Origin of the sequence: Pseudomonas sp. K2I15, from assembly GCF_002204795.1 — a bacterium.
Lineage (GTDB): Bacteria > Pseudomonadota > Gammaproteobacteria > Pseudomonadales > Pseudomonadaceae > Aquipseudomonas.
The window spans coordinates 1-16362 of record NZ_NIXO01000085.1 but is presented as its reverse complement, the minus strand read 5'-3'; the positions used below and the strand labels follow the sequence as shown (position 1 = coordinate 16362).

Below are 16362 nucleotides of genomic sequence, written 5' to 3'. Positions count from 1 at the left end.
GGGCTTGCTCGCGAAGGCGGTGTGTCATTCAACACTTCAAGTGACTGAACCACCGCCTTCGCGAGCAAGCCCGCTCCCACATTTAGATCAGCGTCACACCGGGCGTCAATGTGGCTGGCAGCACCAGGCTCGGGGTTTCAAGCGAGGCCACCGGGTACGCGCAATAATCCGCCGCGTAATAGGCACTGGCGCGATGGTTGCCCGAAGCCCCCACACCACCAAACGGCGCGCTGCTCGCAGCACCCGTCAGCTGTTTGTTCCAGTTGACGATCCCGGCACGGCTTTCCAGCCAGAACTGCTGGTAACGCGCTTCGGAGTCCGACAGTAAACCCGCCGCCAAGCCGTATTGGGTGTTGTTGGCCTCGGCAATTGCCGCGGCGAAATCAGCGTAGCGGATCACTTGCAGCAGCGGGCCGAACAGCTCTTCGTCAGCGCGATCAGTGACTTCGGTCACATCGATAATGCCCGGCGTCAGCAACGCGGCCTGGGCCTGCGGCTGGGTCATTTCCAGCAGCGCCACGGCGCCATTGGCCAGCAGCAATTCCTGGGCATCCATCAACGCCTTGGCGGCACCGAGGGAAATCACCGAGCCCATGAATGGCGCAGGCGTTTGGTCGAACGCGCCCACTTCAATAGTCGAACTCACCGCCACCAGGCGTGCGAGCAACGCATCACCCCAGGCGCCTTCCGGCACCAGCAGGCGACGGGCGCAGGTGCAACGCTGGCCGGCGGAGATAAACGCCGACTGGACGATGGTGTACACGGCAGCATCCACATCGGCCACTTCGTCCACCACCAGTGGGTTGTTGCCGCCCATTTCCAGCGCGAGGATCTTGTCCGGGCGCCCGGCGAATTGCTGGTGCAGATGGTTGCCGGTGCGGCTGGAGCCGGTGAAGAACAAACCGTCGATACCCGGGTTGGCCGCCAGGGCGATCCCGGTTTCCCGTGCGCCTTGCAGCAGGTTCAACACGCCCGCCGGCAGGCCGGCGTCGATCCAGCATTGCACGGTCAGCTCGGCGACTTTCGGGGTCAGCTCGCTGGGCTTGAACAGCACGGTGTTACCCGCCAGCAACGCCGGCACGATGTGGCCGTTAGGCAGGTGACCCGGGAAGTTGTAAGGACCAAATACGGCCACCACACCATGAGGCTTGTGGCGCAGTACGGCAGTGGCGTCGCCCAATGGGCCGCTCTTCTCGCCGGTACGTTCGCGGTAGCTTTGCACCGAGATCGCGACCTTGTTGACCATGCTGGTGACTTCGGTGGCCGATTCCCACAATGGCTTGCCGGTTTCCTCACCGATGCAGCGGGCGAGTTCGTCGGCACGGCTTTTCAGGTTGGCGGCGAAGGCTTCCAGCACGCTCAGGCGCTCTTCCAGGGAACGTTTGGCCCAGGCAGGGAACGCCTGACGCGCAGCTTGCACAGCCGACTCGACCTGCTCGACGGTGGCGCCGTTACCCGACCACACCACCTGCTGGGTCACCGGGTTCAGCGACTCAAACACTTCACCCTGGCCAGCCAGCCATTCACCTGCGATATACAACGAATTCATTATTTCGACTCCCGGGCAGCAGACAACGGTACGGCACGCACTTGATCACCGGCGATCAGTTGCAGGCGCCTGGCGGTCTGTTGATCGACCACCAAAGTGCCCGCAGCCAACCGCGCCGGTGCTGCGGTAATGCGGCAATCTTCACGTTTGCGGTTATGGATCAGGAACGGCGTGGCGTCATCACCTGGCGTACCAATCGCCAACACCAACGATTCGCTGTCGCGTACCGCGCGGATCTTGGTGGTTTCACACTCAACCGCCGGGCCCGCGTCGAAGATGTCGACGTAACCCTGGTAACTGAAGCCTTCGCTCTTGAGCATGCTCAAGGCCGGCTCGGTGTCGGTGTGGACCTTGCCGATCACGTTGCGCGCGTCTTCAGACAGGAAGCAGGTGTACAGCGGAAACTTCGGCATCAGCTCGGCGATGAACGCTTTGTTGCCCACGCCAGTGAGGTAGTCGGCCTGGCTGAATTCCATCTTGAAGAAGTGCCGGCCCAGGCTTTCCCAGAACGGTGAGCGCCCGGCTTCGTCGGACATGCCGCGCATCTCGGCGATGATCTTGTTGCCGAACAGCTGCGGGAATTCGGCGATAAACAGCATGCGCGCCTTGGCCAGCATGCGGCCGTTGAGGCCGTTGCGGTAATCGGCGTGCAGGAACAACGAGCACAGTTCGGAGTTACCGGTCAGGTCGTTGGCCAGAAACAGCGTGGGGATTTCGCGGTAGATGTTCAGCTCCTGGGAGGCGCTGACCGTCAGGCCGACCCGGAAGTTGTACCAGGGCTCGCGCAGGCCGACGGCACCGGCGATGGCGGAAATCCCCACCACGCGGCCTTCGTCGTTTTCCAGCACGAACAGGTAGTCCGCATCACCGCGCCCGGCTTCGCCGCGAAAGGTCTTTTCAGCCCAGCCGACCCGGTGGGTCAGACGCTCTTCGTTGGCCGGCAAGGTAGTGAGGCCGGTGCCGGTGCTGCGCGCCAGATCAATCAGGGCCGGTAAATCGCTGCTGCGTACGGGACGAACGATCATGCTATCTCCTCAAACGGGCCGCTTGCTGCAAGCCACCCGTAAAACTCTTTTTTAAACCGCCACCAGGCGCACACTGGCACCTTCGCCGACGCCCAGGGCCTCGGCAGTTTCCAGGTCCAGGGTCACTGGTTTGCCCGGCGCGTAGTCCAGCTCCAGCATCACCGCGCGGTAATCCTGCAACTGGCCATTGCTGACCAGGTACTGACGGCCGACACCCTTGGCCATCTCACCGATCTTCACCGGCACCACACGGCTCTGGGCGATCGAGCGAATGCCCGAAACCCGTGCGTGCAGCGTTGGGCCGCCGTCGAAGATGTCGATGTAATGGTCGGTCTCGAAGCCTTCGCGCATCAGGATGTCGAAGGTGATCTGCGCCCGTGGGTGCACCTGGCCCATGGCTTCCTGGGCGGCGTCCGGCAACAGCGGCACGTAGATCGGGTAATGCGGCATCAGTTCGGCAAGGAACGTCCGGCTCTTCAACCCGCACAGGCGCTCGGCGGCGGCATAGTTGAGGTCGAAGAAGTTGCGGCCAATGGCGTCCCAGAACGGCGAATCACCGTTCTCGTCGCTGTAGCCCACGATCTCGGTGACCACCGAGTCGGCAAAGCGCTCCGGGTGGCCGGCCACGAACAACAGGCGGCCACGGGAGTTGAGTTCCGACCACGGCGAACCCACCAGCTCCGGCACCACGTAGAAACTGGTCAGCAAACTGTTGCCGGTCAGGTCATGGCACTGCGAGAGCACGTGGATCTTGTTGTGGATCTTCAGCTCGCGGGAGGCGTGCACAAAGGTTTCATTACGGAAGCTGTAGAACGGTTCCGAGTAACCGGCCGAAGCCACGATGGCCGAGCAGCCCACCAGCTTGCCGGCTTCGGTGTCTTCGAGGACGAAGAAATAGCTTTCTTCACCGTTGAAGCTGACTTCGGCGGCGAAGGACGCTTCGCTTGCTGCGATCTTGTCGCTCAGGCGTTCGACATCATCCGGCAAGGAGGTGACACCAATCGGGCTGTCCGCAGCCAGACGCTGTACCTCGCCCAGATCAGCCATTTGCGCGGGGCGCATCACCAGCATGGTGTCACTCCTTAACTCGAAAACTCATAGGGGAAAATGCCGGGGTGGCTCTGAAACTACACAAAGCCAAATGTGGGAGCGGGCTTGCTCGCGAAAGCAGTGTGTCAGTCAACACATCCAGCGACTGAACCACCGCTTTCGCGAGCAAGCCCGCTCCCACATTTGATCCGGTCCGGCATACAAAATTTGTGTTCGGCGCCCGACTCACCGGGCACCAAACGGTCTATCAGGCTTGCGTCAGCTTTTTAACAGCACGTTCGAAGCGGTCCAGGCCTTCCTGGATATCGGCATCTTCCACCACCAGGCTCGGGGCGAAACGCACCACATCCGGGCCGGCTTGCAGGATCATCAGGCCTTCACGCTCGGCGGCGTTGAAGATGTCCTTTGCCTTGCCCTTCCAGGCATCGCTCAGCACGCAGCCGAGCAGCAGGCCCAGGCCACGCACTTCGGTGAAGATGCCGTATTGCTGGCCGATCTTCTCCAGGCGAGAAACGAACAGGTCATGCTTGGCGTTAACGCCGGCCAGCACTTCTGGCGTGTTGATCACGTCGATCACCGCTTCAGCCACCGCGCACGCCAGCGGGTTGCCGCCGTACGTGGTGCCGTGGGTGCCGACGACCAAATGCTTGGCCAGGTCTTCGCGAGTCAGCATGGCTGCGATCGGAAAACCGCCACCCAGGCTTTTGGCGCTGGTAAGGATGTCTGGCACGACGCCGTAATGCTGGTAGGCGAACAGCTCGCCGCTGCGGCCCATGCCGGTTTGCACTTCGTCGAACACCAGCAGCGCGTTGTTCGCGTCACACAGGTCGCGGGCACCTTGCAGGTACGAAAGCTCAGCCGGCAATACGCCGCCTTCACCCTGGATAGGCTCCAGCACCACGGCGCAGGTCTTGTCCGAGATGGCAGCTTTCAGCGCGTCCAGATCGTTGTAAGGCACGTGGGTGATGCCGACGATTTTCGGACCGAAGCCGTCGGAATACTTCGACTGGCCACCCACGTTCACGGTGAACAGGGTGCGGCCGTGGAAGCTGTTCAGCGCGGCGATGATCTCGTATTTCTCAGTGCCGAAGCGGTCGAATGCAACACGACGGGCCAGCTTGAAGGCGGCCTCGTTGGCTTCGGCGCCGGAGTTGCAGAAGAACACACGCTCGGCAAATGTGGCGTCGATCAGCTTATGGGCCAGGCGCAAGGCCGGCTCATTGGTGAAGACGTTGGACACGTGCCACAGCTTGTTCGCCTGTTCGGTCAGTGCACCGACCAGCGCCGGGTGGGCATGGCCCAATACGTTGACCGCGATGCCGCCGGCAAAGTCGATCAGCTCTCGGCCCGCCTGGTCCCACACGCGGGAACCTGCGCCACGCACGGGGATGAAAGCAGCAGGTGCGTAGTTGGGAACCATGACCTGGTCGAAATCGGCACGTTGCACCGGGGCTTGCTCAACGGACATCGGAGTCTCCTGAAGAGGAACGCCTGCCTGAAACTGGCAAGCGATGCAGGGATTGTAAGGACAGTTTTCAGCGCGGCCTTGCCGCCAAGCGACAACTTCTTATAGCGCCAACCCGCGATTTTCGCGGGTTTACGCCAATGCGACAAATAGCATCGCAATGGCGCAGTTTAAACCGCCCGGCGTGGTTATGGGCGTGGTTGGCCGTAATTGATTTGACCGGCGGTGGGCGCTCGGTGAAGCGCAACTATGTAATGCCCTTCTCCAGACGGTTTTTGGTGTGCTGTGGATCTTATCCGCGCCAAGGAACTGCGCCATGCCTGACATCGACGAGCAACACCAGCCACAGCAGCCCGACAGTCATTATCAACCGCTGGCCCAGGCCATTCCCGAATGGCTGACCGGCGCCTCTGCGGGCCGGCGTGCGCAACTCAAAAACGCCCTGCCGCACATCAAGCCTTGGTACACCACCGCCACCGGCGAGCAACACCGGCAATTGCGCTTGCACAACACCACCCACTGGAGCGCACAAAACCAGGTCGACCAACGCCTGGCGCTGCTCAAAGACGCCAGCGCCTTCGCCAAACCCCTGCTGGAAGCTGCACTGAAGACACAGTTCAGCCTGGAGTTGGACGTGAGCAGCACCTATTTGCGCCTGTACATCCCGGCGACCACGCCCTGGTTTCCCATCAAGACCGGGGCCGCACGCACCTGGACCGTCTCGCTGCTGGACGCCGCGCTGCACAACTTCGAGGCCAGCGAGACGCACCGCGAGGCCTTCGAAGCCGCCAGCGAGTTCATTACCCAGCCCGATGCCAACGGCCAGTTCCGCGCACTGCCCGAGATCAAGCGCAGCCTGTCGATCCCGGCGTTTACCCAGCTGTGCCGTAGCCTGGATATCGGCGCCCGGTACAAAACCTACCTGGAGGACAACCTGGGCATCACCAATGCCGTGGCCGCGACGCTGCTGCAACGCGAGGTCCAGGCCAGTGACCGCGCAGCGCTTGCGGTTGCGCTGCAACTGGCACGCATGAAGAACGACATTGACGCGCCCAGCTACCTGGCGCTGCAAGGCCTGCTCGACGGCCAGCCGGACAGGCGCATCGCGGGTAAGCCGCTGCGCTGCCATGACCTGCGCATGATGTCTGCCCGGCTGACCGGCATCGTGCTGTTTGCCCCCGACCTGGAGCGCCATCGCGAGGCCGTGCCGGTGGTGGCGTACATTCCGGATGACCCCGAGCACCCCATCAAGCAATACGCCTCGACAGCCGAATTCACCGCAGAACTGATCCGGCAACTGCGCAGCCGCGACTACCAGCATTTTTTCAGCCGCTTCGTCACCCATGAAGACCGAGGGTTCTTTTTCGCCAACCTCAACCAGCGCCTGGCAATGGTCACCTGGCACCCTCACGTGGCCGGCGACCCGCAACCCAGTTGGCGCGAAACCCCACTGGAACGGCCCAACCTGCAACTGAGCGCACCGGTCATTCCCGGTGATTTGTTGACGCATCTGTATCAGCAAAAGCTGAACAAGATCCTTAATGACGCCCGGGTCATCGCGGTCTCCACCGCCGACGTCGACCAGAAAGCGCGCTGGCAACTGTGGGACTCATTCCAGAACATCGCCAAGACCCTGCTCAACATTGCAGCCCTGATCATCGCGCCGTTTGTGCCGGTGCTCGGCGAAGTGATGCTGGCCTACATGGCTTATCAACTGCTGGATGAAACCTTCGAAGGGATCGTCGACTGGGCCCAGGGCCGCACCGGCGAAGCGTTTGAGCATTTGATGGAAACGGTCGAGGCGCTGATTCAGTTGGGCACCTTGGGTGCTGGCGGGGCGGTTGTCGCCGGTGAGTTTCGCGCCTTGTTGCCGCAGCGGACCGTCAGCTTCATCGACCGTTTCAAACCGGTACAGGTCCCCAGCGGCAAGACGCTGTATTGGGAGCCGGACCTGAAACCCTATGCCCGTAAAACACCCTTGCCCATAGGTTCGATCGCCGATGAACAGGGCATCCACCGCCACCTCGACCAACCCGTGGTGCCCATCGACAACACGCCCTACGTGCTCAATAAGCCGCCGGAACACCCCGCTATCACCCTCGCCCACCCCAGGCGCCCCGACGCCTACCAACCCAAGGTCTGGCATAACGGCACCGGCGCCTGGCACACCGAGCTGGACCAACCGCTGTATTGGGACAACGCCACCCTGCTGCGACGCCTGGGCCACCGCGCCGAACCCTTCAGTACGGCCGAGCTGGAACACATCCAGCGCATCAGCCACATCAATGAAAACGCATTGCGCATGATGCATGTCCAGCACCAGCCGACCCCGGCCGCGCTGGCCGACACCTTGAAACGCTTCAAGATCGAGCAGGACATCGACACCTTCATCCGCCAGATGAACAGTGACGATCCAGCGCAATACGGCCAGGCCTCGACCATGACCCAACTGCAATTGCTCTGCATCGATGGGGTATGGCCGCAGACCCGCGCGCTGCGGGTTGTCGACAGCCAGGGAAAAACCTTGTGGCACTTCGCACCGAACCCGCGCGCGCCACAAGTGACCATCAATCGGGGGCAACTGAAAAACGGCGACCTGCTCAAGGCGATCTTGCTGGGGCTGGATGAGAGCGAGATCAAAACGATGCTGGGTGAAGAGCCTGGCCGCCCCGCCCACACGCTGGCCGCACGTAACCAGGCATTGAGACAGAAACTCGCCAAGGTTGCCCAAACACAAAAAAACAGCCTGTTTGAATCCCACTATCGCGCAGTGAACCGCCCCGCACACGCCCAGGCACAACACCTGATGGACAGCGCACCGGGCCTGCCGGCGACGATGGCTGACATCCTGGCAACCCAGGCCACTCCCGCCGAACACCTTGAACTCAACACCGGACGCGTGCCAAAACGCCTGCAGGACCTGGCACTCTGGGCCCGCCAGGAAACCCGCCTGAACCGGGCCTATGAAGGCCTGCACCTGCACACCACCGGCAATCTGGACAGCCACGCATTGGCCCTGCATTCATTGCCCAGGCTGCCGGGCTGGTCGGGCAAGGTGCGCCTGGAAGTCCGCGAGCACACCTTTGAAGGCACGGTTCGCGACCGCGTCGGCGCCACCAATGGCGCGCAACTCAAGGTACTGGTGCACGAAGAAGGCCAGTACCAGACCTATGACAGCGACGGTCATCATCTGCACGGCAGCACCGACTTCTACAACGCGGTGCTCCAGGCCCTGCCGGATACCGAACGCAACAGTCTGAACCTGCACATCCGCCAAGGGCCGCAATTGCGCGAAGGGATTGGCAAGGTCGCGCTGCCCCGGGATCGCCTACTCGCCATTCTGGAAAAACACCCGGTTCGCCCGCCTGGCGCAAAAAGCACCCAGCGCCTGCTGGGAGGAATGAACGGCTACCCAGCCCCGGCGCACCCGATGCCGGAACCGGGCGCCCCACTCTCCCGGGAACAACGCGCCCAGGCGCTCTACCCTGGCCACAGCGCGGAACAAAACCGGGAACTGATTCGCCAGCTCCACCACCAGCCCGGCGGCGCCCTGGCGGGACTGCTCCAGTTAGAGGCCGAGTACACACGATTGAGCCAGGACCTGTCGACCTGGGTCACTGAAACACCCGCGCGGCACCCACAGACCCAGGCACTACTGACGCCTGAAGTGCAGGCCTACGAACAGCAAAAACGCAGCGCCTTTGCCGACGAAATCCAGCGTTGCTGGCGCAGGGAAACCGAGCGCAGCGGTTTGGAAGAAGACACCGGCAACGACTACAGCCTGATATTCGAAGAACCGATCCTGGGGCACCTGCCGACCTTGACCGCCCGCTTCGACCACGTCTCCTCACTCAGCCTGCTGGGCGACGAGGACAGCCTGGGCGCCCATGGGTTTATTCGCCACTTCACCCAGTTACGGCAACTGGAGCTGCGCAACTTCCCCCTCGCCACCCTGCCCGACGGGCTGGCAGACATGCCCCGCCTGACCGACCTGATCTTCGACAGCTGCGGCATTCGCCTGACCCCACAGAGTCAGGCAACACTGGCGTCACTGTCGCACCTGGCGGCCCTGGACCTCTATAACAACCCGCTGGGCATCACCCCCAACGTCGAAGCCATACCTGCCCTCAAGTACCTGGACCTGTCCACCACCGGCATTGAGCAGTTACCCACCGGCCTGCTGACCAGGCCGCGGCTGGAGAGCGCAATCCTCAACAACAACCGAATCACCGAGTTACCCGACGCGTTTTTTGATCTGCCTGACGCGATCAGCTCAGGGTTTGACCTTGAGGAAAATCCCTTCCCCGAAGCCGTTATCGAGCGCGTCAAAGCGCATTTCCAGCGCACCGGCGAACGCTGGGAAGTCACCGCACCACGAGTCGATATCGACCGGCTCAAAGTGCTCTACCCTACCTTCAACACCACCGAGTGCAACCGCTACCTCTTCGGTATGCCCGGCGACCTGCAACAGGCGCGACTGGAGCTGAGCCGCCTGGAAGCCGAGTACGACAAACTCACGGCAGACCTTGAGGAATGGCGAATCAACGTACCCACCCGGCACCCCACACTGGATATCGAGCTGGGGCCAGGTGACCGCGCCTATGAACAGGTCAAACGCTTCAGGCTCAAGGAACGGCTGGAAGCTTGCTGGCGCCGGGAAACCACCGTCGACACTACCAACGACAGTGCACACATCACCCACGAGTTGACCTTTGAAGACACGCTTCTGGGAGACCTGCCGGCCCTGACGGCCAATTTCGATCACGTCTCGTTGCTGACGCTGTTTGGTGAAAGCGCTACCTCGCGCGTCAGCCGCTTCCTCAATAGCTTCCCCAAGTTGCGAAGCCTGTCGATTCATGGGTACCGCTTGCAGCGGATTCCCCATCAAGTGTTCCGGATGCCGGCACTGCGCGAACTGGTGCTGCCACGCTGCGACATTCAGCTGACACCCACCAGCGCAGAAGAATTGGGCAATTTGACCGAGTTGACCTACCTGGACTTGAGCGACAACCTGCTGGACACCACTCCCAGCGTTGGCACCATGCAACACCTGACAGTGCTTGATTTGCAAAGCACCGGCATCCGGGAGATACCGCCGGGGCTGCTTTCGTTAAGGCGGCTCACCGACGCAGACCTGCGCGACAACGCCATCCGTGATATCGGCCCCGAGTTGCTTGAAGTGCCACCGGAAATCTTTGCTGCACTGCGATTGGACCTGAACCCGCTGTCCGCAGAAAGCAGGCATACACTCAGGCTTTACATCCAGCGTGCCCGCATAAACGCCCAGCCCGACAGCTGACTCAACCGCGCTCGGAAGGCACCGACGACAATTCGAACGGGCTACTGCTGCGCCGTTGGTTACGGTCTTCACGGGGGGTGGCGCCGAAGAAGTTGCGGTAGGCGCTGGAGAAGTGCGGCCCCGAGGAGAAGCCGCACGACAGGCCGATCTGGATGATCGACTTGCTGGTTTGCATGAGCATCTGGCGGGCCTTGTTCAGGCGCAGTTCCAGGTAGTACTGGCTGGGGACGCGATTGAGGTATTGCTTGAAGATCCGCTCCAGTTGTCGTCGGGACACGCACACATGCTGGGCGATTTCATCGGTGGTCAGCGGTTCTTCGATGTTGGCTTCCATCAGCAAAACAGCCTGGGTCAGCTTTGGATGGCTGGAGCCCAGGCGGTTTTGCAGCGGGATGCGTTGGCGCTCGCCGCCTTCGCGGATGCGCTCCACCACCAATTCTTCCGACACTGCACCAGCCAGTTCAGCGCCGTGATCACGGGCCAACACCGCCAGCAACAGGTCGAGCACCGACATGCCACCGCAGGCGGTCAGGCGGTCACGGTCCCAGTCGAACAGATGGCTGGTGGCGATGACCTTGGGGAAGCGCTCGGCGAAATCGTCCTGCCAGCGCCAGTGCACAGCGGCGCGATAACCGTCGAGCAAACCCAGTTGCGCCAATGGGTAAACACCGGCCGACAGACCGCCAATCACACATCCCGCCCGAACAAGCTGCTTGAGGGCGGTGCTGAGTTGGGAAGCGATGACGGTCGGCGGCTCATCCGCCAGCAGGAACAGCTTTTGAAAGCCTTCCAGCTTGCCCGCCCAAGGCTCACCTGGCAGTTGCCAGGCGCCGTCGATCGGCGGCTCGGCCTGCAAAAACGACAGTTCATACACCACGTCCGGATGCACCCGCTGAGCAACACGCAAGGCCTCCTCAGCCAGCGCAAGCGTCAGTGCTTTAGTGCTGGGCCAAATCAGGAAACCAATTCGATGGGCAGTCATGGAGTGCTATCCGAAGCGAGTAACAGTAATGAAGACAAAGGCCAATGCTAGCCGGTAAACCAACACAAATCTCTAAAGCTGATGAAGATCCAAATGTGGGAGCGGGCTTGCTCGCGAAAGCGGTGTATCCGTTGATACATCGGGTGACTGATCCACCGCATTCGCGAGCAAGCCCGCTCCCACAGGGGATTGGGGCAACCTCAAGACTGTGAAGCTTGCACTAATTCAGTGCACAAAAGCAGTTCTGTTTACTTCAAGCTGCCAGAAAGAAACTGCTGCAAACGCTCGGACTGTGGGTTGACCAGCACTTCGCGCGGGTTGCCACGTTCTTCGACAATGCCTTTGTGCAGGAACACCAGCTGGTTGGAGACTTCACGGGCAAAGCCCATTTCGTGAGTCACCACCACCATGGTCCGGCCTTCCTGGGCCAGGTCCTGCATCACCTTGAGCACTTCGCCCACCAGCTCCGGGTCGAGGGCTGAGGTGGGCTCGTCAAACAGCATCACCTCAGGTTCCATCGCCAGGGCACGGGCAATCGCCACGCGCTGCTGCTCACCACCGGACATATGGCCGGGGAACGCATCCTTACGATGAGCCACACCGACTTTAGCCAGGTAGTGCTCGGCCTTTTCCCGGGCGTCTTTTTTCGACATGCCCAGAACGTGCACCGGCGCTTCCATGACGTTTTCCAGCGCGGTCATGTGCGACCACAGGTTGAAGTGCTGGAACACCATCGACAGTCGCGAACGCATGCGTTGCAGCTGTTTAGGGTCCGCAGCCTTCATGGCGCCGTCCTTGTTGGCCACCAGTTTCAGCTCTTCGTTATTGAGCAGAATCTTGCCGGCGTGGGGTTGCTCCAGCAGGTTGATGCAGCGCAAAAAGGTACTTTTGCCCGAACCACTGGACCCGATGATGCTGATCACATCACCGGCCGCGGCGGCCAGGGACACGCCTTTGAGTACTTCATGACTGCCATAGCGTTTATGCAGGTCTTGGACTTCAAGTTTGTACATGCGGTCGGTTCTCACAAAAACAGTTGGTCAGTCGTTGAGCAAGCGCCCGTGCCGCAGCGCTTCGCGCCCCGCCACCTTGGCCAGCCAGAAACCCGCTTGGGCATAACGTAGCCGTTCAACGGCAAACAACACCCCAGGCGTGCCCGCGCAAACAATGCTCACGCGGTCGGACAAGGGATCGATCACTTCAAATATCGGGTCGCCGGTTTCCACCACATCACCGGCTTTACGCAGGTAGCTGATCACGCCGGCGTGGGGCGCGAACAACAACTCGGTGCCTTCAAAGGGCAGGCCTTCACAGGGTTCGTGGGCGGCTTTCGGCCACTCCCCGGTTATCAAGCCTTGCTCGGCAAGAAACGCCAGGATGCCTTCGGCGTGGAAAATCGCTTCGTCACGGCCAGTATCGGCCTGACCGCCCAGCTCCAATGTCGTCGCCAGGCATGCCAGTGGAATCTGCGCCTCGGGGAACGCCCGGGACAGACGCAGCCACGGCAGCGAACAGGCTTCGTCAAACGAACTGCCGCCGGAATCTTCCGCCAGCAGGCCGACCTTCACATTCAAATGCGCCGACAGCGAACGCCACTGCGGCCAGTGCTGCGGCAGCGCGTACATGTGCAGTGCGGCTTCGGCATCGCAATGCAGGTCGAGAACGATATCTGCGGTGCACGCATGGCTCAGCAATACCCGCTGCATGCCTTGCAATTGGCTGCTTGGCGCCGGCAAGGCATTGAGTGCATCACTCATGGCCTGGCGGATCATGCGCACGTTGGCGTGGGGATCATCGCCCAATTTGCCTTCGAGCAGCTCGGCTACCGGCTCGCTCAACTCAACGAAATCCCGGTTGAAATTCTTGCCGCTGCCGATCTCGAAACGGCCCTGGTGGCTGCCTTGCAGCAGTTGCCCCAGGCCCATCGGATTGGCCACCGGCACCAACTCGATCACGCCATTGAGGGCGCCTTGCTGTTCCAGTTCGGCCAGGCGCTTTTTCAGCTCCCAGGCGGCACGCATGCCGGGCAATTCATCGGCGTGCAAGCTGGCCTGGATATAGGCCTTGCGCTCGCCGCTGCCGAAACGGAACACCGTCAGTTGGCGTTCGCAGCCCAGGTGACCCCAGGGCAACAGGTGATCGATACGTTCCATATCAATGCTTCCGTGGAGCCAGGTAGCTCAGCCAGCGGCCTTCGGCCAATTTGAACAGGCGCACCAGGATGAAGGTCAGGCACAGGTAGAACGCGCCGGCGGTGATATAGGCTTCGAACGGTAAGTAGTACTGGGCGTTCACCGTGCGCGCGGCACCGGTGATGTCGATCAAGGTCACGATGGAGGCCAAGCTGGTGGTCTGCAGCATCATGATCACTTCGTTGCTGTATTGCGGCAGCGCCCGGCGCAGGGCCGATGGCAGCAAAATCCGGCGATACAGCTTGTAGCGCGACATGCCCATGGCCTTGGCCGCTTCGATCTCGCCATGGGGCGTGGCCTTGAGGCTGCCGGCGATGATTTCGGCGGTGTAGGCGCTGGTGTTCACAGCAAACGCCAGGCACGCACAGAAGGTCGCGCTGGACAGCAGCGGCCACAGGAAGCTTTCACGCACCGCTTCAAACTGGGCCAGGCCGTAGTAGATCAAAAACAGCTGCACCAGCATCGGCGTGCCGCGAATCACGTAGGTGTAAAGCCAGGCAGCACCGTTGACGATCGGCTGCTTGGACACGCGCATCAGGCCCAGGGGCAAGGCAGCGAGCAAGCCGAAGAACAACGAAATGGCCAGCAGTTTCAGGGTGGTCAACAAGCCGCCAAGGTACAGCGGCATGGCCTCCCAGATGACGTTGTAGTCGAAGATCATAGATCAGCCGCCTTTACGCCTACCGAGTAGCGCTTCTCAAGATGACGCAGGGCCAGCAACGACACGCTGGTGATCACCAGGTACATCGCCGCCACTGCGAGGAAGAAGGTAAAAGGTTCGCGGGTGGCGTCTGCCGCCTGCTTGGCCTTGAACATCATGTCTTGCAGGCCCACCACCGAAATCAGCGCGGTGGCCTTGGTCAGTACCAGCCAGTTGTTGGTAAACCCGGGAATCGCCAGCCGAATCATCTGCGGCACCATCACCCGGAAAAACACCTGGAACGGGCTCATGCCATAGGCCATGCCGGCTTCGGCCTGGCCCTTGGGAATGGCCATGAAGGCGCCACGGAAAGTTTCCGACAGGTAGGCGCCAAAGATGAAACCCAGGGTGCCGATACCGGCGGCCAAGGGGTTCAAGTCAATATAGTCGTCGTAGCCCAGCAGGGGCGCGACGCGGTTAAGCAGGTCCTGACCGCCATAGAAAATCAGCAGGATCAGCACCAGGTCGGGGATCCCGCGGATCACCGTGGAGTACAGGTCGCCCAGCCAGGCCAACCAGCGCACCGGCGAGAGACGCAACGCGACCCCGATCAGACCCAGAACAATGGCCAAGGCCATGGACGACAAGGCGAGCTGAAGCGTCAACCATGCGCCATCGAGGATGACAGCCCCGTAGCCTTTCAACATGATTCAGGTCCTCGAAAAGGGGGATGAAAAAATGGCGCAAACTTCAGAGACCCTGTTGCTTGCGCCATTGCGGACAGACAGCTGCGACGGTTTACTTAGCTTCTGGGCCGTAAATGTCGAAGTTGAAGTACTTGTCCTGGATTGCCTTGTACTTGCCGTTGGCACGGATCGCGGCGATAGCAGCGTTGATGCGGTCCAGGTTTTCCTTGTCGCCCTTGCGTACCGCGATGCCGATGCCGTCGCCGAAGTACTTGGCGTCGGTGAAGGCCGGGCCGGTGAACGCGTAGCCTTTACCGGCTGGCGTGTCGAGGAAGCCTTCTTGCAACAGGGTGGCGTCGGCCACGGTGCCATCAAGGCGACCGGCTTCCACGTCCAGGTAGATTTCGTTCTGCGAGCTGTAAGGCACCACGGTGGCGCCTTTAGGAGCCAGGACTTCCTTGGCGAAACGGTCGTGGATCGAACCACGTTGTACGCCGATCTTCTTGCCTTTGAGTTCATCCAGGCTGTCGCTGACAACCGTGCCTTCCTTCAACACCAGGCGAGCTGGGGTGAGGTAGTAACGGTTGGTGAAGTCCACGGACTTCTTGCGATCTTCAGTGATGGACATCGAAGACAGGATGGCGTCGATCTTGCGCACTTTCAGCGCCGGGATCAGGCCGTCGAACTCTTGCTCGACCCAGGTGCACTTGACCTGCATCTGCTCACAGAGGGCGTTGCCGATGTCGTAGTCAAAACCGACGATGCTGCCGTCCGGTGCCTTGGAGGCAAACGGAGGGTAAGCCGCTTCAATACCAATCTTCAGTGGCTTGCCTTCGGCGAAAGCCTGCATGGACAGCACGGACAGCGCCAGGGCGCCCAACAGCACGAGTTTCTTCATCTTGGGACTCCATCGGTATAGGGCAAAACAGCAGTATGAGCCAGAGCCCACGATGCGACTGAGTGAAACCGAATAGCGTTGCTGCGTCCTGCGCCAGTTCAGCATCGGCGACGACGAGCGAGTGATCGGCATTCTAACGACAGGCCGGAAGCCGATATTTCCTCAATGCGACAACAATTTACAGAAGCACTGAGAAAGCGGTTCCAGCACATTGACAGCCCCTGGATTTTATGCAGAGGCAAAAGATATTAAACCTGTTAACGCTGCAAATTGCGGGCCTATTATTCGCAAACCCTTCTAGCACGGCAAGTGTAGCGTTTGATCTAATTTTTAAGGGTGTCTAAAACGCGGGTTTTAGGGGCATGGGCGTAGCCCTTTGCCTCATATTTGGGCGCGGGGTTACACATTTAAGGGGCTCGGTAACATTCAGAAACTTCCTACGAGTGAAACCGATATTTATTGGCCTCCAGGTAATGACGGTCTGTCAGCCCCACCCAGCTCTACTTGAAATGCAATCAAACTGTGGGAGCGGGCTTGCTCGCGAAAGCGGTGGATCAGCTACCCGATGTGCTGACT

The 16362-nt window shown here is 60.9% G+C and carries 11 protein-coding genes; 1 reads left to right on the top strand and 10 read right to left on the bottom strand.

What is annotated here, in order from left to right; all coding sequences use genetic code 11:
- Positions 1 to 82: 82 nt before the first annotated feature.
- From astD to CEC48_RS28725, 4 genes are all read right to left on the bottom strand, one after another.
- On the bottom strand, positions 83 to 1552 hold the full coding sequence (astD, locus tag CEC48_RS28740) for a succinylglutamate-semialdehyde dehydrogenase (RefSeq protein ID WP_176438800.1): 1470 nt from the start codon (positions 1550 to 1552) through the stop codon (positions 83 to 85).
- Positions 1549 to 2574 carry an arginine N-succinyltransferase gene (astA, locus tag CEC48_RS28735; protein ID WP_088426881.1) on the bottom strand — a complete coding sequence of 342 codons (1026 nt, stop codon included), beginning with the start codon at positions 2572 to 2574 and terminating at the stop codon, positions 1549 to 1551. The genes astD and astA overlap by 4 nt, the downstream gene beginning before the upstream one ends.
- Positions 2575 to 2625: 51 nt before the next feature.
- Positions 2626 to 3645 carry an arginine/ornithine succinyltransferase subunit alpha gene (gene aruF / locus CEC48_RS28730; protein WP_088426879.1) on the bottom strand — a complete coding sequence of 340 codons (1020 nt, stop codon included), beginning with the start codon at positions 3643 to 3645 and terminating at the stop codon, positions 2626 to 2628.
- 226 nt (positions 3646 to 3871) lie between these two features.
- Complete coding sequence (locus CEC48_RS28725) at positions 3872 to 5092, bottom strand: aspartate aminotransferase family protein (RefSeq protein ID WP_088426877.1); 1221 nt, start codon at positions 5090 to 5092, stop codon at positions 3872 to 3874.
- Between the two features lie 313 nt (positions 5093 to 5405).
- On the opposite strand from CEC48_RS28725, the gene CEC48_RS28720 reads away from it, so the two are divergent.
- Positions 5406 to 10388 carry a dermonecrotic toxin domain-containing protein gene (locus tag CEC48_RS28720; protein WP_088426875.1) on the top strand — a complete coding sequence of 1661 codons (4983 nt, stop codon included), beginning with the start codon at positions 5406 to 5408 and terminating at the stop codon, positions 10386 to 10388.
- Position 10389: 1 nt separating this feature from the next.
- On the opposite strand, the gene CEC48_RS28715 is transcribed toward CEC48_RS28720, so the two are convergent.
- The 6 genes from CEC48_RS28715 to CEC48_RS28690 form a co-directional block, all read right to left on the bottom strand.
- Positions 10390 to 11370 (bottom strand): GlxA family transcriptional regulator, encoded by a 981-nt coding sequence (locus CEC48_RS28715; protein WP_003214334.1) that lies wholly within the window; start codon positions 11368 to 11370, stop codon positions 10390 to 10392.
- Between the two features lie 248 nt (positions 11371 to 11618).
- Complete coding sequence (locus tag CEC48_RS28710) at positions 11619 to 12383, bottom strand: ABC transporter ATP-binding protein (RefSeq protein ID WP_088426873.1); 765 nt, start codon at positions 12381 to 12383, stop codon at positions 11619 to 11621.
- Between the two features lie 27 nt (positions 12384 to 12410).
- Positions 12411 to 13523: a succinylglutamate desuccinylase/aspartoacylase family protein gene (locus tag CEC48_RS28705; protein WP_088426871.1), complete on the bottom strand. Its 1113-nt coding sequence runs from the start codon at positions 13521 to 13523 to the stop codon at positions 12411 to 12413.
- A gap of 1 nt (position 13524) precedes the next feature.
- A complete protein-coding gene (locus CEC48_RS28700) occupies positions 13525 to 14223 on the bottom strand; it encodes an ABC transporter permease (RefSeq protein ID WP_088426869.1) in 699 nt (232 codons plus the stop codon).
- Positions 14220 to 14909 (bottom strand): ABC transporter permease, encoded by a 690-nt coding sequence (locus tag CEC48_RS28695; protein ID WP_088426868.1) that lies wholly within the window; start codon positions 14907 to 14909, stop codon positions 14220 to 14222. The genes CEC48_RS28700 and CEC48_RS28695 overlap by 4 nt, the downstream gene beginning before the upstream one ends.
- Before the next feature lie 91 nt (positions 14910 to 15000).
- Entirely contained in the window at positions 15001 to 15786 is a 786-nt protein-coding gene (locus CEC48_RS28690; protein WP_088426866.1) for an ABC transporter substrate-binding protein, read from the bottom strand.
- Positions 15787 to 16362 lie beyond the last annotated feature (576 nt).